At 46.1% G+C, this 23,783-nt stretch carries 20 protein-coding genes; 3 read left to right on the plus strand and 17 right to left on the minus strand.

Annotated features, from left to right (window positions below; translation table 11 throughout):
• Positions 1 to 512 precede the first annotated feature (512 nt).
• The 3 genes from SLS51_RS05725 (at position 513) to SLS51_RS05735 (ending at position 1,401) form a co-directional block, all read left to right on the plus strand.
• Positions 513 to 767, plus strand: a complete 255-nt coding sequence (locus SLS51_RS05725) for a VOC family protein (protein ID WP_323836361.1) — start codon at positions 513 to 515, stop codon at positions 765 to 767.
• Between the two features lie 87 nt (positions 768 to 854).
• Complete coding sequence (locus tag SLS51_RS05730; RefSeq protein WP_011146527.1) at positions 855 to 1,094, plus strand: type II toxin-antitoxin system CcdA family antitoxin; 240 nt, start codon at positions 855 to 857, stop codon at positions 1,092 to 1,094.
• Between the two features lies 1 nt (position 1,095).
• Positions 1,096 to 1,401: a CcdB family protein gene (locus tag SLS51_RS05735; RefSeq protein WP_011146528.1), complete on the plus strand. Its 306-nt coding sequence runs from the start codon at positions 1,096 to 1,098 to the stop codon at positions 1,399 to 1,401.
• Here SLS51_RS05735 and SLS51_RS05740 read toward each other — a convergent pair.
• The 17 genes from SLS51_RS05740 to tssF form a co-directional block, all read right to left on the minus strand.
• Positions 1,290 to 1,676, minus strand: a complete 387-nt coding sequence (locus SLS51_RS05740; protein WP_323836363.1) for a type II toxin-antitoxin system Phd/YefM family antitoxin — start codon at positions 1,674 to 1,676, stop codon at positions 1,290 to 1,292. The genes SLS51_RS05735 and SLS51_RS05740 overlap by 112 nt on opposite strands.
• 56 nt (positions 1,677 to 1,732) lie before the next feature.
• Positions 1,733 to 2,146, minus strand: a complete 414-nt coding sequence (locus tag SLS51_RS05745) for an Exc2 family lipoprotein (protein ID WP_113049478.1) — start codon at positions 2,144 to 2,146, stop codon at positions 1,733 to 1,735.
• 51 nt (positions 2,147 to 2,197) lie between these two features.
• Entirely contained in the window at positions 2,198 to 2,398 is a 201-nt protein-coding gene (locus SLS51_RS05750; RefSeq protein WP_011146531.1) for a type II toxin-antitoxin system TacA family antitoxin, read from the minus strand.
• Positions 2,399 to 2,542: 144 nt separating this feature from the next.
• Positions 2,543 to 6,154 carry a transporter substrate-binding domain-containing protein gene (locus SLS51_RS05755; protein WP_323836365.1) on the minus strand — a complete coding sequence of 1,204 codons (3,612 nt, stop codon included), beginning with the start codon at positions 6,152 to 6,154 and terminating at the stop codon, positions 2,543 to 2,545.
• Between the two features lie 3 nt (positions 6,155 to 6,157).
• The gene (locus tag SLS51_RS05760) at positions 6,158 to 6,784 is read right to left on the minus strand and encodes a response regulator (protein ID WP_323836367.1); all 627 of its coding nucleotides are present in this window, start codon (positions 6,782 to 6,784) and stop codon (positions 6,158 to 6,160) included.
• A gap of 30 nt (positions 6,785 to 6,814) precedes the next feature.
• The gene (locus SLS51_RS05765) at positions 6,815 to 8,053 is read right to left on the minus strand and encodes a hypothetical protein (protein WP_323836370.1); all 1,239 of its coding nucleotides are present in this window, start codon (positions 8,051 to 8,053) and stop codon (positions 6,815 to 6,817) included.
• A 70-nt stretch (positions 8,054 to 8,123) separates the two neighbouring features.
• Positions 8,124 to 10,706 (minus strand): type VI secretion system ATPase TssH, encoded by a 2,583-nt coding sequence (gene tssH / locus SLS51_RS05770; RefSeq protein ID WP_323836372.1) that lies wholly within the window; start codon positions 10,704 to 10,706, stop codon positions 8,124 to 8,126.
• On the minus strand, positions 10,699 to 14,208 hold the full coding sequence (locus SLS51_RS05775) for a type VI secretion protein IcmF/TssM N-terminal domain-containing protein (RefSeq protein ID WP_323836374.1): 3,510 nt from the start codon (positions 14,206 to 14,208) through the stop codon (positions 10,699 to 10,701). The genes tssH and SLS51_RS05775 overlap by 8 nt, the downstream gene beginning before the upstream one ends.
• 15 nt (positions 14,209 to 14,223) lie before the next feature.
• Positions 14,224 to 14,847, minus strand: coding sequence for a DotU family type IV/VI secretion system protein (locus tag SLS51_RS05780; RefSeq protein ID WP_323836376.1), 624 nt, complete (start codon positions 14,845 to 14,847; stop codon positions 14,224 to 14,226).
• Positions 14,844 to 16,241, minus strand: a complete 1,398-nt coding sequence (gene tssK / locus SLS51_RS05785) for a type VI secretion system baseplate subunit TssK (RefSeq protein WP_323836378.1) — start codon at positions 16,239 to 16,241, stop codon at positions 14,844 to 14,846. The genes SLS51_RS05780 and tssK overlap by 4 nt, the downstream gene beginning before the upstream one ends.
• A 3-nt stretch (positions 16,242 to 16,244) precedes the next feature.
• A complete protein-coding gene (locus tag SLS51_RS05790) occupies positions 16,245 to 16,922 on the minus strand; it encodes a type VI secretion lipoprotein TssJ (protein ID WP_323836380.1) in 678 nt (225 codons plus the stop codon).
• A 22-nt stretch (positions 16,923 to 16,944) separates the two neighbouring features.
• Entirely contained in the window at positions 16,945 to 18,012 is a 1,068-nt protein-coding gene (gene tssA / locus SLS51_RS05795) for a type VI secretion system protein TssA (RefSeq protein WP_323836382.1), read from the minus strand.
• Positions 18,013 to 18,025: 13 nt separating this feature from the next.
• Positions 18,026 to 18,325: a PAAR domain-containing protein gene (locus SLS51_RS05800; protein ID WP_323836568.1), complete on the minus strand. Its 300-nt coding sequence runs from the start codon at positions 18,323 to 18,325 to the stop codon at positions 18,026 to 18,028.
• Positions 18,325 to 18,921 carry a DUF6931 family protein gene (locus SLS51_RS05805; protein WP_323836384.1) on the minus strand — a complete coding sequence of 199 codons (597 nt, stop codon included), beginning with the start codon at positions 18,919 to 18,921 and terminating at the stop codon, positions 18,325 to 18,327. The genes SLS51_RS05800 and SLS51_RS05805 overlap by 1 nt, the downstream gene beginning before the upstream one ends.
• A gap of 34 nt (positions 18,922 to 18,955) precedes the next feature.
• Positions 18,956 to 20,962: a type VI secretion system Vgr family protein gene (locus tag SLS51_RS05810; RefSeq protein ID WP_323836386.1), complete on the minus strand. Its 2,007-nt coding sequence runs from the start codon at positions 20,960 to 20,962 to the stop codon at positions 18,956 to 18,958.
• A gap of 24 nt (positions 20,963 to 20,986) precedes the next feature.
• Positions 20,987 to 21,979, minus strand: a complete 993-nt coding sequence (tssG, locus tag SLS51_RS05815) for a type VI secretion system baseplate subunit TssG (protein WP_323836388.1) — start codon at positions 21,977 to 21,979, stop codon at positions 20,987 to 20,989.
• Positions 21,970 to 23,781 carry a type VI secretion system baseplate subunit TssF gene (gene tssF, locus SLS51_RS05820; protein ID WP_323836389.1) on the minus strand — a complete coding sequence of 604 codons (1,812 nt, stop codon included), beginning with the start codon at positions 23,779 to 23,781 and terminating at the stop codon, positions 21,970 to 21,972. Before tssF ends, tssG begins: the two co-directional genes overlap by 10 nt.
• Positions 23,782 to 23,783: the final 2 nt, after the last annotated feature.

Raw genomic sequence — 23,783 nt, forward strand, 5'->3', positions numbered from 1 at the left:
CACAGGCTTCATCCGTGGTTTTGGTATTAGTTTGGCGACGATTATCAGATCATAAATGAAGCCTTTTTTCTATCTAAAATATACAGTTACTGCTTAAGAGCCTGTATATGAACTGTCGCTAGTCTTATCAGATCTGACAAAGCACTTTGGAAGGTTGAGAGTTACCGGTTTGGATATGGATGTTGAATCCTTATACAAAGCGCAAGAGGTAACTCTCATGTTTTCCCCACAAGATTCGATCTTAGACATCTCCATATCCCAGAATTCCCACATCAATTTACATATGTATGTATATACAGCCTGCTAACATTATATTACTATGATACAAGCGCAATCCGGTAACAAATGTTACATATTGATTTGCTTTTACTCTCTTATTGAATCTAACTTAGGTGAGAATTACATGATGACAGTATCCCCCAAGCCTAACCTTCAACTTGTTTACTGAATGTTCGACGGTCTTCTACGAGACGATTTTCAATGCTAAGCCGGTATTTTCGAGCCCTCGTTATGTGGCATTTGCCGCCGGCGGTGAAGCACTATTCGCTATTTGGTCAGGCGGAACAACGCCAGATGCCTCTACTCCTCGGTTCTCTGAGATCGGTATTATGTTGCCATCTGGAGAAGATGTAGATCGCTTATTTGAAGAATGGCAGAAGAAACCCGATATCAAGATTGTGAAGGAACCCCACACTGAAATTTTTGGTCGTACTTTCCTCGTTGAAGATCCCGATGGTCATATTATTCGGGTATGTCCTTTGGATTAGATGTATTGACTCTTTTCTGCCGTCCTTATATAAAAAAGCTTGCTATAATTACAAGTGTAAAATAACGTGTTTCATACAGGGGTTAACATGCCAGCAACACAAATCAGATTAAAGAAAACAGTGAGCGTGACCGTTGCACCTGAACTGTATCAACAAGCGAGACAGGTAGGGCTTAACTTATCAGCAGTGCTGACTAAAGCACTAATTTCGGAACTGAAAGCCGTTGAGTCTGAACGCTGGAAACGTGAGAATAAGGCAGGAATGGAAGAACTTAATCGTATCACTAACGAACACGGTTTACTGTCTGACAAGTACAGGGTGTTCTGAGATGCAGTATGTTGTTTATCGCAATATTGGCAATTCTGCTTACCCATATCTTCTTGACGTACAGAGTGACATTATTGATATGTTGAATACAAGATTAATGATACCCCTGTTTCTGAAAGAAAATTTTAAAGGCAAAGTTCCTATAAGATTATGTCCAATATTGACAATTGAGGAGAGTGACTACATCGTCATGACTCATGAAATGGCAAGTATCAGAGTATCTATGATCGGTAATGAAGTTATTGATGTCACATCCCACCGGAAACAAATTAAAGATGCTTTGGATTTTCTCATTGATGGATTTTGACTAGTCGAAAAAGTAACGCAACAATGGATGGTATTTGGCTTGTTGCATATTCTCCCTGCTTCCACTTCAGCAATTGTCTGATTTAAATGTGCCGCGTTTTTCGGGCTAGCCATTAAATAGGCTGTTTCTTCGTAGGCTTGAAAATCTTCCAAACGTAGGGCGATCGCTGGCTTGCCATTCTGATGAGTAATCAGAATTGGCTTGTGATTGTCGTTCACTTTATCTAAGGGGCTGGCGAAGTGAGTTCTAAATGCTGAATAGTTTATTGTGTCCATCGTTAATTCCCTCTCCCCCCGCTTCCATTATGCTTATAAGTTCATAGTTAATTTTCTTACTTGCCATAGTAACCGGCCTCGTAAGAATTGATGATTCCGTTAATTAATGCTTTTTTCTTCTTATTTGAAATCTGACTATTGTTGATTTCTTTTGTGTGTATTTTGGGTGAAATGAATATTTCGGACATGCCGATTTCTTGAATTAAATTATCACTCTTAAAATAATTAATTTTTTTCTCAAATTCATGTGAACTGATGTTATTCATTCTATCCTTAACTCCTTCTCGATAAAATTGTTCAAAGAATGGCGTCATAAGCTTAATAGAATTATTTACATGTGTTTCAAAATTAGGGTCAAAATCATCATTAGAGCGATAAACATAATGTCGGGCTTCCCGTTCATAAGGTGGGAGATTTATTGAACAAGAAGATAAAAATAAGAAAATAGGGAAAAAATATAAAGCACGCATAAAAAATCCTCAATGATTATTGTCCTAATAATAGATTTAAATAATTATCGGTTATTTATTGATCACACGTTGATTATGTTCTTCGAAGGCATCTGCCAGCTTTTTATTGAAGCGAACCGATTTAACCAATGCATTGAAGAAAACTTCTGAGTCTCGGTTATTCAAACTCATAACTTCGTATTCATGAATGGTTTTTTCAGCATGTGTTAATGCACTAGTCAGGATAAAGTTGCTAACTGTGGCTGTATTCATAGAGAATACCTTCCTTAGATGTATACCCGTTAGATAATGTGAGAGCAATGTACGTCAAAATGGTGTTTTTTCCAATTTTTACGATGACAAAAATTGCATTTATATTTTCAAGCTAAGGTTTTTCTGTGTCGTTTCATTTGATTTCTAACTATGCAATTCCCCCAATTTCTGCTTAATTTGCTGTTGGAAATATTCCGCACGAGTTAATAAAACGGCTATTATTTTCACATCACAATGTTCACTTTTTTCAATTCGCAGGCAGACACGTATTCCTTGCTGATATTGCATCAGCGCAAAAGCGCCTTTCATACGATGGGCGTGATGCACGACTTTTTCATGGCATTGTTGATTTTCTTGTTGTTGTAATTCGGCAATATCTTCCGACATCCCTTGCTGTATTGCGCTAAGTAACTGGCGCTCTACAGCCACATTTTGCTGAGCCAATGCTTGAATCTCATCGAATGTTAATGTTGCTTCCTCATTGATTTGTCGGTAATAACGGGTAATTTCTGCCAGTAATTTGCTTTGCACCAGTGGTTTGATCAATACACCATTCATTCCCGCTTCCAAACAACGAGCCTGTTCGGTAGAGAACGCGTTCGCGGTACAGCCCAGGATAATAAACGGCGGTAATTGCCGTAATCGTTCATGTTTTCTCAGTAACTGAGCCAGTTGGTAACCATTCATCATCGGCATCTGGCAATCTGTCAGCACGATATCGAAATAGCCCTCCTCCACCAGCTTCATGGCTTGTTCACCGCTTTCAGTTAGCGCGATACGATGGCCCGATGGGGCTAACTGTAATGACAACACCTGTAAATTGGCAGGTAAATCATCAACCACTAAGATATTCAAAGATTCATGAAGCTCCGTCTCAATGTTTTCGGTTTTTTCGCTTATCGCCTCTTTTTCAATAATCGTGCGCGTCAGCGGTAACACCACGGTAACTTGTGCGCCACCACTGGGCGCACCCGTGATTTTCAAGCTGCCACCCATTAATTCAACTAGCTGTACAGAAATAGGTAATCCCAATCCCGTACCGGTTTTACCGCCATTATGTTGTGTCACCTGTACATAGGGCAGTAAAACCGCTTCATACATGGTTTCTGGAATGCCGCAACCAGTATCAGCAACCACCAGCGTAATTTCATCTTGCTGACTCTCTGGAATAAGCTGATAGCTGGCGCTGATCTGTACACCACCCTGTTCGGTAAATTTAATCGCATTGCCCAACAGGTTATTGATGATCTGGGTTACGCGTGTTGCGTCCAGTAGATGATAATATTCAGACGGCAAATCAAACTGATAGGTGAAAAATAACGCTTTTTCCTTTGCCCGATGGCTAAAAGTAGCTACGCAATTTTCCAGAATCACCTGCAATGATTCCGGCTTGAGATTTAGCACCATTCGCCCTGATTCTATCTTGGAGAAATCCAGTACATCACCGATGATTCCTTGCAAGGATATGGCAGCCTGCCAGGCGATATGTAATGGCGTGGCTGGCTGAGTTTGCTTTTTTACCTCCAGATCAAGAATACCGATAATGGCTTGGAGCGGTGTACGGATCTCATGGCTCATGTGGGCCAGAAAATCTGATTTTTCCAGGCTGGCAAGTTCTGCCTTATCACGTTCCTGGCGTAGCTCTTGCGCCAGCAATTTACGTTCGGTTACATCAAACCAGCCCCCAATGATTCCCTGAACAACGCCTTCGGTATTGCTATAACTTTCGAGCCACAAGTAAACGTCTTTATCCTGTCCTTGAATAACAATGTTGCGATCAGAAAAATGCACAGGAGCACCTTCCAAACAGCGTAGAAAAATTAGACTGATCTCTTGTTCATCGACCGGTTTTAAAAAGCAGAGGGAAAAAAGACTACGGCCAATCACGTCAAATCCAACAGAGCCCATTTCATGCCGGAAATAGAGGTTAGCCGCCGTGATACACATGGTGGGATCGCAGACAAACATTGGTGTAGGCATGTTATTAAAGAGTGTTTCCCAGTACGCCAGCAAATTCTGTAAGTTGCTTTCCGCAGTTTTACGTCGTTTGATCTGGTGTGCAAGATAACTGCCCCAAAAAGCCGAACTTAACGCAATCACAAGTAATGCCCCTCCCCACAGTTTCACCCAAGGAGAGATTTTATTGTCATCATAAGGCGTGACATTCGCCATAGATAACCACTTCAACCGTAATACCCGCAGTTCATTTGGTGGCAATGCATCAATGCTTTTATTTAATATGTCCACCAGTTGAGGATAGGCCGGTATGATGGCGTATTGTTCCGGTTGCAACGAGCCTTTAAAGAATTGAATAGAAATATTGGTACCGTAGCGGCTTGCTTGTAGGTAATCAGCACTGATCAGGCTGTCAAAAGTGGCATCTGCCGCTCCGGCCAGCACCATATCAATACCTTGTGTCACGCTGTCAACTTCTACGATGAAAATCTCTGGATACTGTTTCAAGAGTGACAAAAGTGCGTTGCCGCGCTGGATCGCCACCCGATGGTGTTTAAGTTGTTCAAACTCATAAGGTGCGTTACGCTCATTGCGCGTGATCATCACCCATTCCACGGTACCATAGGGATGACTGAAAGAGAGCCAACGGTTACGTTCGGGCGTGTTGAGCATAGAGGTCATTTGTGCTTCGCCATCTTCTAACCGCTTTTTAATGCCGACTGCACCATCTGTTGGGATAAAATTAAAGGTGATACCACTTTTTTCTCCCAGTAAGCGTAAAATATCCACATCCAGCCCGGTGATTTGACCGTTTTTATCCAGAAAAGAATAAGGCGGTGCAGTGCGATTCAGTGCCACATTGACGACAGGATTTTTTTTAATCCAGGCTTTTTCCTGAGCTGAAAAGATGGCGGCGTCGTTATTGTTGCCCAACGCCAGTCCAGAAATCCAACGTTCATAAACTTTATTTCTAATGGCATGAGGAATGGATGTCAGGATCAGATTTACCGCTTCAACCATGCCATCACCGCTGTGACCAAGAAAATCATATCGTTCCCCGAATGAAATATCCCGGCGGTAAGTCAATCCGGTAAACGGACGAAAAGCCAGTAAATAGGCAATCTGGCTTTGTCCGTCCAGATAGGCATCCATTTCGCCATCCACGACGGCCTGTATCCCCTCTTGCTGGTTTTTGGCTATTAAAATAGTGTGGTAATGTTTACGTAATTGCTTAATGACATTCGGATCACTGCTTGGTGCCGCCATAATATTCATGTTGGCAAATGGCATATTGACTTGTTCTTTGCGCATAATCAGGGCAAGTGGTTGTACCAGAATCGGGTAAGTGTCATTGGCTTCATTGCCTGATTGTGATGAGGCGGAATTCGATAACAACTGGATATCGCCACGTTGCAATGCTTTATAAGCTGATTCCCAGTTGCCAAATAGCCGTACCTCCACCGGCCTTCTCAGCACAGTTTCGATCAAGCGCAGATAATCAGCATAAATCCCTTCCAATTTGCCGTCCCAACGATGGATCACCAGTGGCGCACCGATACAGCAGAGAATGCCGACTTTTAATGTCGGGAAGCGTGAGGGAAGCACCGCTTGTTCTTTAATGGGCAACGGCAAAAATTCCTGCGATTCTTGCGTGATGTTTGAATAAAACTCCACCGGTAATCCATTTGCCGGTAATTCTTGCGCATTGCGGTATTCGAAGAGGTTGAGACTCCAGCCAGATAGCGGTAACAGTAATACCAACGAGGTAAACCATCGCCATGCTTTGCACCGGCACTTCATGGCTTACAGCCCCAGTCCAATCTGATGCAAATAATTATAAAGCGCGGCTTCGCTATCTAACCCGAGCTTTTTCATTGCGCTAATTTTTTGGGCGCTGATCGTCTGCTTAGTCCGGTATAAACGCGCAGCAATATCATTCACACTCAGCCCTTGTCCCAACAGTTTAATCACTTCCAACTCTTTGCTGGTTAGCATTTTTACAACTTCTTCGTCCGGTGATTCGAGAAATTGCTCACTTAAATAAGGTTCATAACGTCCGGTTGTACTGTACAACCCTTTTACCAGCTCATGGGATAAGCTGTTTTTGTTCAAAATCGCTTTCACTTTGTAGTCAATCAATGAAGCTATTATTTTTCGGTCGCTGATCATCGTAATCACCACAATCGGCAAATTGGGATACTGTTCCCGTATTCGGCTAATCATCCTCAGACCGTCGATCTGGTTATTACCCGGCATAATGAAATCCGTAATCAGCATATCCGCTTCTTTTGCCTCCAGCAGAGAGAAAAGTGAAGTGACATCATGGGCTTCCCCCACAATCTGGTAATTCTCCGGCAATGTTGCCAGTATCGTTCGTAGTCCTAATAAAAATACCGGATGATCGTCGGCAATAATGACTCGTCTGGGCATGGGTTATTTCTCCAGATTATTGACTATTTTTTATTTACTCTTTATTTCACGTATCGTTCCTTCAATAAAACCGGCATCTTCTCCCACATGGACGATTAAGGCGATAATGATCAGGTTAAATTCGCCTTTACCATCGGCAATCCGAACTTTTAGTGTCTGCGGTATTTGCGAGACGGAATTTTTAAGCTGTTCGATTTTGTGTCGATCTTCCTGATGTACCCAAGCCATCAACTGCGACCAGGAGGCAGGTGCTTTTCCGAACCGCATCCAGGCAGCACTATTATGATGCCAGTACAGATGTCCTTTGGCGCTTAACCGAAAGCAATTAACCTGTTCTTGATCCAGTATGGCTCTCATTAACAGAAAGCGCGCTTTACGCCGATGTAGTGCATTGATTATGTTGGATAAACAGCTACAGCATAACAACGCAGGTAACGTTAACGCTGTACTGTACCAAGCCGCTATCTGCACATTTTGTTGGAGATTGGTTAACGGCGATGAGAATGGACCAAGACCAAAAATGGTAGCACTGACGATCCCCACCGTACACAGGGATAAAAAGCTGCTTAATACCAGCAGATTACCGCTGAATGCTAGCAGCATCGGCAAACTGAAGGAAAACAGCAGTGCGATACCTTGCCAGTGTATTTTCCCGGCTTCCGGTGGTGGACTGATGAACAATGCTGTCATGGCAAATAGGGCCACCAGCCATAAACCGTGGATTTTCCAGTTCCCAATCCCATTTTTCTCGTGGGTGATGTAGTAGATAACAAACAATGTAAGTGGTAGATAACTCAGCACTGAGCCTACGACAATCGGTAATGAAACCGATATGTCGGTAGGATAACCAAATAGATGAAGTATCCATTTCGCGATAAATCGTTCAATGATGCCACTTAACGAACAGAGTACGGTCAGGTTAATGATGTCTCTTGTCCGCCTCGGCGCCCACATGACACCGTAAAAAAACTGCCAGATCAGCGCTGTTGCTACCAGCATCATCATATTGATGCTGGAAAAGGTCAGCGATACATTGACTGGCCTTCCATACCACTGACTGGCCGTCAGCGAAATCAAGGCACCCGTGATTAGCCAGACAGGCCAGTACCGCGGTGCCCTGACGCAAAAAATGCCTTGTAACAAGCCCGCCGGAAACCACACCAGTGATGACAGACTCCACACATCCCGTACCTGTAGGTTTAACAGTGCCAGCGCGAAATTGACCAATGTAAAGATAAACCAGAAGATCACTATCTTTTTCATTTTCATCGGGATCTCATTTCGTAACACTGATGTTACATTGTAAGATAATAATAGCAGAGATAAGCGCTTGCTACCCTTAGTTGATAATATTAGATTGTAATAGTTTCTTTTGGTCTGATCGCAATTGTACCCGATCTGCTATCACATCCATCCAGACATCCTGATTGATGGGCACACCACCTAATAGCCATTGATCTGATAACAACGGCAGGACAAACTGGGTTAACAGGTTATCAATTTCACGGGCACCGCTTTCCGCGATCTGGCACCCTTTAGCGATAAAATCCACCAGCGTGTCGCTATAGTGCAATTCACATTGGGTTGATTGACGATAGCGTGCGACAACTTTATTCAGTTTATGGTGCACAATGGCATGCAGAACTTCGCCATGTACCGGCAGATAAGGAATAACCTGCAAACGGCCTAAAAATGCTGGCGTAAAAATACGTTGCAGCTCTGGTCGGATAATCTCCTGAATATCTTCCAGAGTGGCCGGGCGGTTTTCCCCCTGCTCTTTGACGCCGTGCATGGCGGCCCGCATTACCAAATCTGATGCCGCATTCGTGGTCAGGATAATCAGCGTATTGCGAAAGTTAATCTGTTGCCCTTCGGCGTCTTCCATCATGCCTTTATCGAACACCTGAAAGAACAACTCCAGCACATCGGGGTGAGCTTTCTCCACTTCATCAAGTAGCACAACGCTGTAAGGTTGACGCCGAACTGCTTCCGTCAATACACCACCTTGTCCATAACCGACGTAGCCAGGAGGAGAACCTTTCAGGCCGGAAACTGAATGGGCTTCCTGATATTCCGACATGTTAATCGTGATCAGATGGTGTTCACCGCCATACAACTCATGAGCCAGCGCTAAGGCAGTCTCGGTTTTCCCGACACCAGAAGGCCCAGCGAGCATAAATACTCCGGTAGGTTTGACCGGATCCGCCAGTTGTGCTTTAGCAATCCGAATTTGCCGCGCTATCTGACTGAGTGCATGATCTTGTCCCATAACCCGTTGGCCGAGACGGGTTTCCAACTGACGCAACACATCACGCTCATTTTCGACCATTCGACCAAGGGGTATCCCTGTCCAACCGGCAACAACGTCCGCTACACAGGCGGCATCAACACAGTCAAAGACATAAGCGTGTTGTTGGTGGCGCTGATGCAGTTCTGCACGTAACACAGATAGCCGCTCGTCGTGTTCGTCACAGACAAGGATGTCATTGGCCAACTGACGTTGAGTGTGATATTCCGGCAAAATTTCTGCCAGTGAGGCCTGCAATTCAGCCTGACGCTGCGCCAATTTCTGTAACTGGATTTCATGACCACCTTCACGCAGTAATGCTTCCTGTTCGGTAGTAATGTTTACCAGCATGGCACGTAGGTCTTCAATCGGTGCCGGTTCATCCGTTTGTGAAACGGCAACACGGGCACAGGCGCTATCCAACAGGCTAACCGATTTATCCGGCAACTGACGTCCAGTGATATAACGGTTGGCTAATGTAACCGCTTCCGTGACTGCTTCTGCAAGTACTTTGACACCATGATGTTTTTCCATTGCCGGTGTCATGGCGCGCAACATGGCGATTGCCAGCTCTAGCGAAGGTTCTTCGACTTTGATCAACTGGAAACGACGTGCTAACGCGGCATCTTTTTCAAAGTACTTCTTATATTCAGACCAGGTGGTTGCCGCAATCGCCCGTAACTCGCCCCGCGCCAGCGCGGGTTTCAACAGATTGGCTGCATCATTTTGCCCGGCTTGGCCGCCTGCACCAATCAGTGTATGCGCTTCATCGATAAACAGAATCACCGGTGTGGGATACTTCTTCACCTCATCCAATAATTTTTGCAAGCGGCTTTCAAACTCACCTTTTACGCTGGCACCCGCTTGTAACAGCCCCATATCCAGCGTAAATAGTTCGGCTTGTGCCAAAACTTTCGGTACACGGCCTTCAACGATCCGCTGAGCAAGCCCCTCGATCAGCGCGGTTTTGCCGACACCGGCTTCACCGGTTAACAACGGGTTGTTTTGGCGACGGCGTAATAGCACGTCAATCAACTGGCGAATCTCTCGTTCACGCCCTAAAACGGGGTCCAATTGGTTATCACGCGCTGCTTGTGTCAGGTGATGCGTGTATTGTGCCAGCGCGGATTGGGTATTTTTTCCGGCAGGCGTTGTAGTGTGTTGCGGCTCCGTATTTGTCTGTGTACGCAACCATTGTTCTATCCCATCGGTGTTACCCTGTAACGCTTGTTGTAGCTCTGAGGTAAGAGAATGGTGCAGTGACGGATTCATGATCAGGGCCACAATCAGTGCTTGAGCGCTAATCTGTGATGCTTCCCAGTGAGTACTGACGTACATCCAGGTCTGTTCCATCCATTCAGTTAAGCTGGTAGCCAGTACCGGTGGACGATGATTACCGCTGCGTAATAATGCCAGTGACCGTTGGCAGGCATTCAGCAATGTCATGCCATCAATACCGCCGTGGTGACACACGTGTTCCATTGTCGGAAGCTGTTTTTCAAACAAAGTCAACAGCAAATGTTCAATTTCCACTTCATGATGGGTGCGCCGTACTGCCAGATTAACCGCCTCATCAAGGCACTGACGCGCTTCTATCGTTAATTTACTCACGATCTGTTTAAGATAATTACTCACTTTTAGGTTTCCTTAATTCGTTCCAATAGGTGGTGATCTGTGATGGCAAAGTAGAGAGGGTTCCTTTTGCTACTGCCGGTTCACTTAAATTTAACAATTGGCTATCCAGTCGGTTGCGCTGTTCCAACAACGCCGTTTGTTGTTGCTGATGTTGCTGCCATTGTTGGTAGAGTGTTGAAACCGCTTTGCTTCCGCTGAGCTGATAGCGCACAGTGATGTTATTGATACCCAGTGCACTTAATTCATCTCGCTGTTGCGGGAACGCTTGAGCTGCCAATGTCAGTTCACCACGGGAAAAAGCATGTATAAATTGCACCAAACCGTCGGGGCCAACGTAACTTTTGCTTAGGGTAAAGCGGGGAAAATAGACATCAATTTGTACTTTGCTGCATGTTCCTGGGCTCCAATGCAGCGTCATGCTGTCATTGAAATTCATACTCTTAAGCTGCTGTACGCCATCATCACAACTCAACGTCACTGAACTCCCCACTGGCAATACTTTTGCTCCCCGGTTAGCGGTTGCCGGCTGGCTGACAATGGTCACTTCCGCCGATGACTTCTGCTCCTGTTCCGGTTTCTGTTGTACCGCCGTCAGTTGTTGTTCGCTTTCCAGTAAGGCGAGTTTCTCTTGTAGGCGACGGCGAATATCCGATGTCGCTGAAAGTAGGTCATTCGGTTGAATGAGGTTATTGATATAGAAAATGAAATCGTCGCTAAACGGAAAGACTACATCTTCTATTTCCTGGCGTTTAATCCCTTCTGGACGAATATCCAGCGCATATTCTGCGGTATCCCGTACAAATGCGTTACTGTATTCATACAAACGCGCGTTCAATTCCCGGCCATCAAACAGTTCCTGTCTGCTTAATTTCTCCATCGGCCAAATCACTTTGCTTTCCCACTGAGTTTGCAAGCGGCTGGCAGCACTTAAGAAGGCGTAACGCAGTACCAGATGCGCATCACCCTGATAGAGCCGCCATAAGGTTTCATTTATCCCTGCATTCTGTTTGCTTTCGGTCTCATGGCGCCACAAGGTAAAACGGTTAAACAATGCGCGTAAACCGCTATCATCCAGTTCTTCTTTCTCGTTATTTAGCGCATTTTTAACCAACATCTCGGTTTCCATGTCACTAAGCAACTCGCGTTGGCTATTTAACTGCACCGCTTGTCGGTAGGCGCGATAGCGTGTCAGCGCGGTTTCATCCAGCCGTACCGAGATCTGCGGTGAAATTCCAAGCCATGACATGATGCGCTGGCGCACAGAGAGGTTCCCTAGCGAGACTCGTTGCATCATGCTACTTTTTTGCACATAACCATGCAGTTGCCATAAACGTTGCTGTGTCTGTAACCAAGGTTGCCGATCCGTCGGCTCTATCGTGGATAAATCACGTTCTAACTGGGTCAGAAAAGCGATATAGGGACTGTCATATTGGCCCGCTGCTAATATCAGGGCTTGCCAATTTTTCTTGCCTCGTACTAACGTCTCTCCTTGAGGCATAGCCTGAGCGAATGCTAACCACTCTGATTGGCGCTGATTTTGATATTGTTGATAAAACGAGCGCTGTAAAGGAGCAAAAAATTCCGATCTGTTAAGAGCTTTCGCCAATTCTCCCAAAGTTACCTGAATATCTTGCTCACCGGCTTGGGTATAAACACCACGGATACGTGTGTTAATTGTGGCAGCATCCCCGCTGGTCAACGGCCAAAAATCAGCCAGTGTCAGCGAACGTGTTCCAGCCGGTTGTTCGTCAGCTAACAGCCACTGCCAATTACCGCCATCTGCCAGTAGTGCCTGCAATGTGTCCTGCCATTGATCAAATTCTTGCTGTGCGTTGCTTTGGCGATATTGCGCCAGACGGAGTGCGACGCGTTGTTCCGCTGATAAAGGATCGTTTTCGCCACTTAACAGAGAAGCTGAATAAGCGGGCATATGCTGTAGCGTTTCTAGCGTAGCGCCATGTGCCATTGCCTGTTCAATGTTAATGAAACGTGCCCAATGTAAAGCCAACAGTCGTTTTTGCGGTGCTTCCGCGTTACGGAAACGTGTTAGCAAGTGTGTCGCTACCGATGCCGGGTTGAATGCATTAACAGGCGCTTGTTGCTGGTATTGCTGCGCCATCCGTTGTTCCATCGTATGGGTGACCGGATAGAAAAACAGAGATGGCAAGGTTTCCTGCAACCCGTACTCAACTTTTTGATAACGCAAGTAACTCCGCTCAAGCGGGTCTGCCTCATGGATATTTTCAAGTTGCGTAACACCACGCCAGGTCGTCATCAATGCATTACCTGCGCCGTATACCAGCATTAAACTGAGTAAACTAACGAATACACGTTTGGTCAATGTCCGCCAGCCGGTCAGCAATAGGCTATGACTACGTTGATCTTGGCTATGTTGAACTTGGTCTGGCAGATATTCTCCCAACAAACGGTGGCTGAAAACGCCGGTGGTTTGATGCTCGGCGGTAAAAAACAGGCCACGCAGCAGGCCATGCTCCAGATAATGGTCTTGATCGAACAGTGCGTTCAGGTAACAGCCCAGTGCAGGTTGCAGTTGAGCTACGGTTTCTGGTAACGCTAAGATTTCCGCATTGGGTTGCTGCCGTTGTTGATTGAGCAACTTAAGGCGCATCATTTTTAACGTGTTAACAATGGTGTTCATGCTCTTATCCAGCACGTTGGTGACATTACCCACCGTATGATGCTCGATAAAATCGCCTAGCAATTCAGCGCGTTGTTCTACTGACAGTTGAGTGCACCAATGGTCAAACCCCGGCAATGTTTCACTGTGGGTAAGGATCAACCAGATTGGCAAGCGGCGTTCCAGACGTATCTGTAATGGTTCCAACTGAGCACGTACCTGACGTGCGGCGATATAGAGCGCTCTATTGTCGCTGTTTAGCAACTGTTCCACTGACAAGCAAACGAGTACACCAGCCGGTTTACGTACCTGTGCGATCCAGCTTATTAGACGCAACCAAGCTTGCCGGTATAGGGATTGACCTTCGGTATAACGGCCGGAAACGACCATGTACATTGCCCGGCGGAAGAACCACCAGCGACAGGTAAAGGTGTTTTCTGTCAGCGACGGCAGATTTTTCCCCGTCATGGGCGCCACATTGCAGCGTGTTAACAACTTCTGTTTACCATTGCCCCGTTCCCCTACCACCAGAAACCACGGTGGAACAGGGCCGTTACGGTGTAACAGTGAACGGAATCGACGCCAACTTTGTAAATACCCTCCTTGCCTCCAGTGCTGATAGAGTAAATATTCCAGGCGGTTATCTCCTTTCCGCCAGAATTTATTTATCCAGCGCAGTGTATTCATTATTTTCGGCATGAATGCCATTGCCCCACGCAGCAATAATAACAACAGCAATAGGCAAATAAATAATAACAGGCCACTTATTGTCGGCCATGAAAATGCCACCGCAATAGTTAAACTGAGTAATAAAAGGATAACCATCACGCTAAGCCAGCCAATGGCATAAAATAATTTTTTCATGTTTGATTTCCGAGTTTACCGACCAATACTTAATAAATAGACGGTAATAAAAATATAAATTAATGTAATAGATGATATGAATAATATTAATTTTCTACGCCATTTATGATTGGAGGGCTTATTTTTCGGCTTATTATCGTAGCTGTTCATTAATCGGTGATTTTCTAAAGAGAGATAACCACGCAAAGTATCAGGAAGATTATTTAATTCTTGCTGGATAATATTGTGTAATTCCAAATTATCATGTTTGCCATAACGGCCATAAAATCCAGCAAGCAGACAGAAAACATAGACCAATCGAACCGGATAATTATCCGGTACTAATGCAGCAAGGCGATCAAAAAACGTATTTCCGCCCAGTTCGGCATCATAAAGCTCAGCCTGCAATGATGATTGGCGCCAAATACTCAACGCTTTCTGACCTGCACACAAAATGGCTTCGTCTGCCCAAACCACCACGGCGAAATTTGCTTCTTCGATATCTTGTGCCCCATAACCCTGCAAACGCGCCCTATTCTGCGCTTGTGTCAATTCAGCTAATACGGTTTGCCGCAGTGTTTCCGCTTGATTCACCTGCTGCTGGATCATGCGTAATACGCAAGTGAATACGGGAATATAACAATCCAACAACTGCATCATGATGCTCTCACTATAACGATTTCTGTTTGTAAATCGTCTGGCGCATCTGCCCAGTGCACTGCCACACGTTTACTCTCTTCTACCTGCCGCCACAATGCACCGCGGTTTTCTAGCCGGAAATAGCAGGTATTTGCTCGGTTAGGTAAACCATGTGGTGCAATTTCCTGGTAGTACAGACGCACACCGGGCAAAGCACGGTTAATAATGCTGTCGATCTGTTCTGCCGCCGCCAGTTTAATCAAGCGATCATCAGGAATTTCACGCTCGCGATGGGTAAAGCTGTCAGAACGCAGCACCAAATAGAACCGTTGTTGTTCATTGCTCCCCGTTGTATTGAAGGTTGCATGATAATAACCACGGCTTTCCTGTTGCAGAGGGATCACGGTATTGGGTTCCAGCACCAGTGCATTAAGCAAATCGGCAATTGTCCTTTCACAACTATCAAGAGTGAGCGCCAGATCCAGATGCTGATATTTCTCCAGTACTTCGTCCTGCCCGTCCCACTGACCTAAAAATGAGCAACGGTCGGTAAAACAGGAAAGCTCGCTGATCAGTTGGCGCAATAATCCAAAAATCTGTAAGGGATGAACATCTCTCGCTTCCTGAAAATGGTGCAACTGTACGACATAACGCGCCAGAGTCCGTAGTGTCAGCAATAATGTGCTTTTTTCCTGGGTATAAATTTCCCCTTCCAGTGTTTGCGGACGCTTCAACTCTTCCAATTGGTGGACACGCCCGGTTAGCTCCTGACACAGTTGATCAATGCGCTGGCTCAGTTGTGGCACAGCATGGAGCGTCAAACATGGCGGTAAATAGCGGTTATCCAGCGCAATACCGTCACTGGTGCAGTGCAGTTGGCCAATCGGTAATAATGTATAACCCGTTGCTTGAGCAATCTCATCGTGTAAGAAAAAACGTAAGTTATAGGTCAGTTGTTGCACTTCCGCTTCCGGCCCCTCACCAAAGGCATCCCGCATACGCTGCTCTTGCGGCCATGTCACCCAACGGCTAGTGATATTACCGACACTGTTGGCATCCGTGATACCGGTGACGTTACTCTGATTGTGGCTAAACATACGCAGACCAACATAAATGCGCTGCGGTTTGTCTCGTACCGGCCAGCAATCCCGCAATGATCGAGCACTGAGTACGCTATTGACATCACAATCCACGTAACCACCATCGGGAAAAATAAACGCGGCATGATGAACACTCAGCACTTCATCACTTAGCGCAGCCAGATTGAATGCGAGTTTCACCACACCAAAAGCATAAGGTTGTGTCAGTAACTGATAGCGCCCTTGCCAGTATTCATGTTGCAATTCATGGGCTTGAAAGTGTTGTGGCTGTAAATACAGGCCCGAATACCAATACATCGGTTTATGTTCAAACATAGGTTACTTCCTCAACAAATTTTCGTCATTGCCGGATTCTGCCGTTTGTCCGGGGAAAACTATTTGTTCGGGAAAAACCACCTCATCCCCAGTGTTACCTGCGGAGAAATCACTGCGGGTAATGGCGTAACGTCCCAGCGTCAGATTAATGCGCATGGGAACAAATTCAGCACGCCAAGATCTATTCCACCAACCGTGTTGCTCAAGGCGCAGCGGCAATGATAATACTCGCGTATGTGTACTCTCTGGCGCCGGGTAGTAACCGGCAATTAATGCGATATAACGTGCCTGCTCCGCTCTATCGATATGTAAAGATACCGATTGCCCCGGCATCATCACGTAATTATCCAACTGTAATATGTGCTCTGTTGCCCCGGTGCCGGCAAATAAATTGCGTAATAACACCGGATTAGCCAGTAATTTATCTAATTGCTCACGTTTCTCCGCTTGAGCAATTAATATTGTGCAACTGTTTGCCATATTATTAAAAACATTCAATTGCGGAACCGCCGTTATTCTTAAACGAATGGCATTGCTGGCATAAACGGGTTTGGCTTGTTCAATTGCCTGCAAGCGTTTTTCATCGTTGGAAGTGGAATGACTGCAACCACTTATTAAAATAATCATCGTCAATATTAAAAATCGCTGTTTAATGACGCTATAAAAATTCATGTTATTCATTTTGCTCTCTATTTATTTCTGATCACTTTATCACACGCATAATTTCCTGTAGCGCGGAAGTATTTTCTGACATCATTTCTTCCAGCCATTCTGCCATGCCCATATTTGCCCAACGTGCGGCCCGTTCGATTAAATAAGGCACTGGGCTGGTAGGTTCATTTTGGCGAAAATAATTAGCGATATTGATCAATTGTCTAATGGCGATAGCTCGCATTTCATGGTGCGCCCGACCTTCTGTTAAAAAAGCCATATTTATGTCATTTGGGGCATTTTCTCCTGCCGTTATTTCTTCATTGCGATATTCCTGAGTGAATTCCGGTGTCACCATTTCACGAAACCGTTCGATTAAGGCCATCAGATCTTGCAACCGCTGCGTACTGGCACTCATGCTGTTACCGGCATCAGGCAATAGTTCCACCATGATTTTTTGCAGTTCTGCTAATGCCTTACTAACTTGTTCAGCCCGCATCAGCAATTGGTTCAATTGTTCGGCTGATGTAGTGCGAATACTGCCGTCGCACTCAGCGATACCGAAATAGCCATCACTGATCAAGGCACTGCGTAATTCGCTATTAACGGCAACGTGTTGTTCAAAATATTGCACCCGTTGCCAGACGGCCAAGCTCAATTTGCCATCATCGGTCAGTGTCAGATTGTCTAGTTGTTTCACCAATTGCTTATCCAACCAGCTTAACCGGCCAAGACGAGCATCTGCACTGTTTGTCTCTGTATCATCCAGCCGCGGGTAAAGTACCGGCCAAAAAGTCTCCAGTAGATGGGCAAGTAATGTGATACCGCCACTCATACCCTCCAGGCCATACAGTTCCCCTTGCGCTTGGGTTAACCAGCAGGCTATCTGCAAGTCTTTACTCTGTTTTTCCAGCACCTCTTGGCACAACGTTGAAACTCGCATCCAATCAGCCTGACGGGTTTCATACCCCCATGCGTCGTCCTGGAGAAAATTGTCGTCGGTTTCGCGCGCTGCGTTTATCTGTTCAAAAATAGGTTCGTATTCAATATCGCACCCTGCTGGTTTGTCAGCAGCAATGGGCCGTAAAAAACGCGCGATATCTGTTTGGGCTAAGTTCACGGTGGCTTCCATTTCAAGCAATAATCACTAACGGGTAGCCAGTGGTAATTGTGCCGCCATGTGCGCATAGATCGCCGAGTCTGGCCGCAGGTCTTCCACCGATCAATACTGTTGGGCTACCCATGACTACGGTATCCGGCGGCCCGACGCACACCAGCATTGAGCCCATTGTTGCCGCGGGCAATCCGCCAATCAGCACCGTCGGTATACCTGGCGGCATAATTGGTCCACCTACATGTGGCACCGGAGGTACCGCAGGCGAGACCATTGGACAAATATGCATATCACCCACACGGGCGGCTGGCATTGGCATCATTGCTCTCCTGATAATGTGGCTTCATGGTACAGATAGTTTTTGCGTCCCTGATCCTGTGATGGTGGCAATTGCCTTAGTTGACCATGTGCCAGTTGGAAAAATTGTTCAGCGTACTGCATTTGTCGTTCCGGTTGTTCGCCATAAAGGTGCAATATCAGGCACAACGTATCGGCTAATGCCGCCAGTGACTGCCACGGTTGTGGATAGACCGCTTCCAAATTCGGGGTGGTCATGCTGCCTTCACTCCAAAAAACGGAAAGCACCAGACATGAGATTGGGTTATCGAACCCGACTATTTGCGCCTGTTCGAACAGTTCATGACGCAACGGATCACCGCCATCAACCCGCCAGTGCCGCACTTGTTGCAATAACGACCGCTGTCCTTGAATCAGATCGCGTTCGTAAACGCAGGAGATAAATGTCAGTGCCAGTTCCAGAGCCTGAGTGTAAGGCAACATAAAAATGGTGTAGCGCACTGCGTCTTGCCACAACATTTCTTTATTGAGCGCCGATAGGTTTTGTTCATGTGCCGTGTGTTGTTGTAGTACCAATTCCGCTTGTGGCGAAAGCTGGCAGTGTCGTAATTTAACCATGATTGCAAACTCTTATTATTCGTTGATCCTGCTATTAACCAATCTTGGTCAAAGTGCCTTTCACCATAGCAATGCCGGTCGCATCCACCTGAACAATGCCGCCTTTTAATTGTGCCATCGCACTGCCTTCTACTTTTACCGTGGTTCCTGTTAGTTCCGCCATACCATTGCTCTTCAACGCCAGTTTTCCTGATCCTTCTACGGTGACCGATGGCGCTTTGATGGTGATCCCGGCCGGGGTAATCGATAATGTGCTGGCACCGACTTTCAGTTCAATGCCCTGATTTGCTGTAATTGTGCATTGTTGACCTGCATTGATTTTGGCGTTACCTCTGGATACCTCCAGCTCATAACTGCCTGCACTGACGGTGGTGGTAAAATTGCCGCGATCCAGCGTTTGTTTTTTGTCACCTTTTTTCACCTCAGTTAAGGCGTTGCCCTCGCTCAAAATTAATGTGTCATTACCCTTTTTAATTTGGGTATCGCGCTTTTCTTGGATTTCCCATAACGCATTGCGATCGATCTGCGCCGAAAAATCATTTTTCACTTTCAGGCGCATATCTTTTTGTGAGTGAAGCAAAATAAACTCTTCACCTTTCTTATCTTCGAAACAGAACTGATGTCCTTGCTCTACCGTGCCTTTTGCACTACTGCGCGTTGCAATCCCGCTTTGGGTTTTCTGTCTCGGCAGTGCAAATGGTGGCATCTTTACCCCGTTATAAACCGTTCCGGTCACCAGCGGGCTATCCGGGTCACCATCAATAAAGCTCACTAATACTTCACTGCCCACACGTGGCACAAATTGGGCACCAAACTTTGCGCCATTCCAGAACTGACTGACACGAATCCAACAGGAGCTGTCATCATTTTTTTTATGTTCTTTATCCCAGTGAAACTGGATTTTGATGCGTCCCTGTTCATCAGTATGGATCTCTTCCGACGTTGGCCCCACTACCAGCGCGGATAATACGCCGGAAATGTAGGGCCGCGTAACAGAAGGACGCGGACGGAATACGTTATTCGCCGGGAGTAAGGTCACTTGAGACGAAAACAGTAATTCACCTTCCTCCAGGTTGTTCTCCGCTTTTAATCGCTGGTGGCCCACGGCATAACGGCCATCGGCACTGGAGTGTCCTCTCAGGGTAAACTGATGCCCCACTTGTAAACTGGGATAACTGTTAACGGCACCTGAGTAATAGGATTGTGATTCCCATTGTTCCATGCACAGCGTTGCCTGTGCTTCCAGTTGATTACGCTCCTCCTGACGTCGATCATCATAGATAGAAAGCTTGGGATTGGTAGAATAGCCACTGTTCGCTTTGGCACTGGCACTGATTGCCGCTGCACTTTTAACGTTATAACCATTCATTTCCGCCGTACCTGGAATCATTGTGCGATGAATATGCCAAGCGCGTAGCCCATAGCCTTGCTGATCACCCATCTTCGATTGATATGGCAATACCGCTAACGGTGCGTTAATAAACGCCGAAGGGTGATCTGCCAATACCAGTACATGACGCCTTTCTTCATGGCGAAAGAAATAGAAAATCCCCGCTTGTTCCAGTTGACGTGTCACAAAGTCAAAATCTGATTCTTTGTATTGCATACAATACTCAAGCTTCGGATAACGGCTTTTTAGCGCCAGTTCAACGTCGTTAAACCCACGTTTACGGAAGATATCACATACCATATCTGGCACGCTGATGCGCTGATAGACGCGTAAATTATGGGTTAATGTCAGCATTTTCAGCCAAGGTTCAATACGTGCTTGGTAACAAAACTGGCCGTCGCTAAAACCTTGTTGCTGCAATTCAGTCAATATGCCATGCACAATGCGGTGATTCGGCGTTTCACCAAGACGAAATGCCAAAGGCTTACCGATATGAGATTCCAGCTTATCCCAGTCTGCGTTGGAATAGAGCTGAGCAGAAAATGAATAAGGCCGTGACAGGTGCTCTTCACCTTCTATTTTGTTCAGTGCCATAATATCTGACAGGCTACCGATAACTTGTAAAAAACGATTCTTTTGCCCTAACAGCATCTTTTTATTACCTGCGTTTTTGGTTTAATTTGCGTAGGGACCCGTACATTCAGCCAAATAGATACGCTGAATATGGCTCTCGCCGGTATCGCCCAAACAACCATCCCACCCCAATTGATGGCTGCCATTTAATAGATTGCCTTGCCCACTATGCTGTACCAACAATTCCAGTGAAAAGGAGAGCAGTGGCCCGGCAAATTGCCACACCCATTGTGTTAGTTTGCGATATTGTTCATTTCCCGGCATAAAGGCGGCTCGCTGCCGAGCAGCAAACGGCCCCAACTGAACATGAAATCCTGATTGAATATCCCAATAAGCATGTCCCAACATCGGGTTATCGCCTAACAAACTGCGACCTAAACAGCAACAGTGAGCCTGATCAGCGTATTGCCAGCGCCCTTTAAAGGGCTGGATGTTGACCGCCATACCAAATTCTCGCTGCAACAGGTGTTGCAAATTCACCATTGAGCGGACCGGTGTTGCCAATAATCCGACACAAGCGGGATGAGAACGTTGTGTGGTATCCGCCATCAACTGGCCGACAACTGCTGGAATGACTGCCGGTAAAGCCCGATGAGTTTGTAACTCTGCATGGTTTTGCAATTCAGCATGGTTTTGAAATTCGGCATTGATATATAACCGGTATTTCTGCCACGCTTGAAAACGCAGGCTAAGCAGACGATGAGTAAAAATATCAATAAATGCCTGAGCTGATTCGTCGCCATAGCGGTAACGCCTATCAATCAGCCATTCGGTATAACGCAACGGTAATGCACCGAGGGTTCCTAATAGACCAAAGTGATGTACCGCCATGCGATACTGCTCGTCCCCCTCTTGCGGTGGCAATAAAGACTCGACTTCCCTTTCCGGCGCATCCAATGTGAGTGCGGAGCTAAATTGCACCACATCATCAGGGGTGATTGCTGTTTCTTCACGTTGGCGACAACGTTTAAGCAGACGACGTACATTTTGATAAAAACGACCGCCCGCTAAACGCATCTTATTTTCTACAGCCATGTCAGCCTCCCACTGCGACGTGGCCAACGGCGGGTACTATTATTAACGGTCTCTAGCTGTGTGACGGTCTGCGTGAAGCTGTTAATCGGTGCATACATTGCGATAAAACGTTCTAACAGGCTGCAAAACAGGTAAAAATCAACAAACTCCCCGGCTTGTGCCTGAAATGTTAATGTCACCTCCAGCCCCCGAGCCAGAGAATAGGGATCGGCGGGATTCAGGCGCGCACTTACTGGCGCAATAGCAATCTGCTGTAATTGTGCAATCAACCGCGATATGGCTGGATCGCCAAGCAGGTTGTAGAGTTCTAGCGTCTCTTTTAAACATTGAACTCCTTGCGGACCACTCAGTAGCATTTGGTTCAAATTGAGTTGTGATACCAACCGCCAGTTCAATGCACTATTGGGTTGTGGACGCACCGGCAAGCGAGGGCGAATCAGGCCCAGAATTTTTACGCCCGGCAGTGCGCTTTCTGATTCGAAATCCCCATCAGGATGACCGTTGCTCAATTGCCGCGGTATATCGCGATTAGTGCAGGTCAGACTCAAGATCACCACATCGGTTTCGGGTTTCAGATGTTCGCCACTGCTATCGGAAAAACCGATGAACATATTCATCCCCAGATCGTTATGCCTGAGTGAGGGACGAGGCGTTGCCTGCCAAAACAATGAGCACTGTTCGTCAGATTGCGTATGCCCAATACCAAATAATGACGGCACCGGTTTGGAACTTAATTGTTCCTGCTGACGGCTGACAATTTCGACCTGATCGATGGTATAGACTTCCATACTTTGTGGGCGACGCGCATCCGGTTGAACCAGATATTCATGCTCTGTTTCCAGTGGAATAATGGGTTCCGCATGGTGAGGAAACAGATTAATTATCGGCACGCAATTTAGCCGGAAGGTTTCGTTGCTGACTTTATCACTCATACGTTCAATGCGGCGCAATGCGACACAATCCTTAAGCCGGAAACGGTATTGCAGCTCACCTAATGAACGGGTAATCAAACCGGCATTCGGTAGCGGAATATCCAAGAATAAGAATTTTTCTGGGAAGCTGAAATAATCACGAAACAAGTGATGAACTGGATTTATCAATGGATCATCGGTGCATAAGTTATCTTGCGGATCAAAGCCCACCACTTGAACACCTTGGCTATTTAGGTTGAATGTACGCTCGCCTAACCGACATTCCAGTTGCTTAACTTGCGCCGACAACAATTCATACAAGCGATGAGTCAGCACTGGCGCACCATGTAAGTACAACCGGATATGTTGTGCCTGAAAGCTGGCGCCCGGCCACAGGGTAAAACTTAGCGTTAAAATAAAGTCCCGATCGTAAGGGTCTGGTATCAGTTCTGCATGCGTTAAATCCAATGGCAACATCTCCAATGGATATACCGTGCGGAAACGACATGTCACATCACCTACCGGTTGAGAAATCAACGGGGTATGCCGCGCTACCGTCATCATTCCAGTCACACCGGATGCTAATGGGTCCTGTTGAAACTGCACCAACGATACCGACGGTACCTGACGTAGAAACTGTGGCGCTAATACCTCCAACATAGCGTTGCTAAGTTCCGGCATATCTTCATCAATCCGCTGATGGATTTTTGCCGTTAGAAATGCAAAAGATTCCACCAGACGTTCTACATGCGGATCTTCTGAAACGCCCTCCGCAAACCCAAGACGTTTGGCAATTTTAGGAAAACGCTGAGAAAAAGCGGCACCATATTGTCTTAAGTAACTTAATTCCCGATTGTAATAAGTCAGTATTTTTTGTGGTAATAACATCATCT

The organism is Photorhabdus africana, assembly GCF_035181445.1.
GTDB classification, from domain to species: Bacteria; Pseudomonadota; Gammaproteobacteria; order Enterobacterales; family Enterobacteriaceae; genus Photorhabdus; species Photorhabdus laumondii.

Bases quoted from the DNA above. Each gene is read 5' to 3' on its own strand.
- SLS51_RS05800 (WP_323836568.1), bottom strand. From the start codon at position 18,325: ATGCCAATGCCAGCCGCCCGTGTGGGTGATATGCATATTTGTCCAATG.
- SLS51_RS05755 (WP_323836365.1), bottom strand. From the start codon at position 6,154: ATGAAGTGCCGGTGCAAAGCATGGCGATGGTTTACCTCGTTGGTATTA.
- SLS51_RS05750 (WP_011146531.1), bottom strand. From the start codon at position 2,398: ATGAATACAGCCACAGTTAGCAACTTTATCCTGACTAGTGCATTAACA.
- tssK (WP_323836378.1), bottom strand. From the start codon at position 16,241: ATGTTTGAACATAAACCGATGTATTGGTATTCGGGCCTGTATTTACAG.
- SLS51_RS05740 (WP_323836363.1), bottom strand. From the start codon at position 1,676: ATGGACACAATAAACTATTCAGCATTTAGAACTCACTTCGCCAGCCCC.
- SLS51_RS05745 (WP_113049478.1), bottom strand. From the start codon at position 2,146: ATGCGTGCTTTATATTTTTTCCCTATTTTCTTATTTTTATCTTCTTGT.
- SLS51_RS05790 (WP_323836380.1), bottom strand. From the start codon at position 16,922: ATGAATAACATGAATTTTTATAGCGTCATTAAACAGCGATTTTTAATA.
- SLS51_RS05780 (WP_323836376.1), bottom strand. From the start codon at position 14,847: ATGATGCAGTTGTTGGATTGTTATATTCCCGTATTCACTTGCGTATTA.
- SLS51_RS05760 (WP_323836367.1), bottom strand. From the start codon at position 6,784: ATGCCCAGACGAGTCATTATTGCCGACGATCATCCGGTATTTTTATTA.
- SLS51_RS05735 (WP_011146528.1), top strand. From the start codon at position 1,096: ATGCAGTATGTTGTTTATCGCAATATTGGCAATTCTGCTTACCCATAT.
- tssG (WP_323836388.1), bottom strand. From the start codon at position 21,979: ATGGCTGTAGAAAATAAGATGCGTTTAGCGGGCGGTCGTTTTTATCAA.
- tssF (WP_323836389.1), bottom strand. From the start codon at position 23,781: ATGATGTTATTACCACAAAAAATACTGACTTATTACAATCGGGAATTA.
- SLS51_RS05810 (WP_323836386.1), bottom strand. From the start codon at position 20,962: ATGCTGTTAGGGCAAAAGAATCGTTTTTTACAAGTTATCGGTAGCCTG.
- SLS51_RS05730 (WP_011146527.1), top strand. From the start codon at position 855: ATGCCAGCAACACAAATCAGATTAAAGAAAACAGTGAGCGTGACCGTT.
- SLS51_RS05805 (WP_323836384.1), bottom strand. From the start codon at position 18,921: ATGGTTAAATTACGACACTGCCAGCTTTCGCCACAAGCGGAATTGGTA.
- SLS51_RS05765 (WP_323836370.1), bottom strand. From the start codon at position 8,053: ATGAAAATGAAAAAGATAGTGATCTTCTGGTTTATCTTTACATTGGTC.
- SLS51_RS05775 (WP_323836374.1), bottom strand. From the start codon at position 14,208: ATGAAAAAATTATTTTATGCCATTGGCTGGCTTAGCGTGATGGTTATC.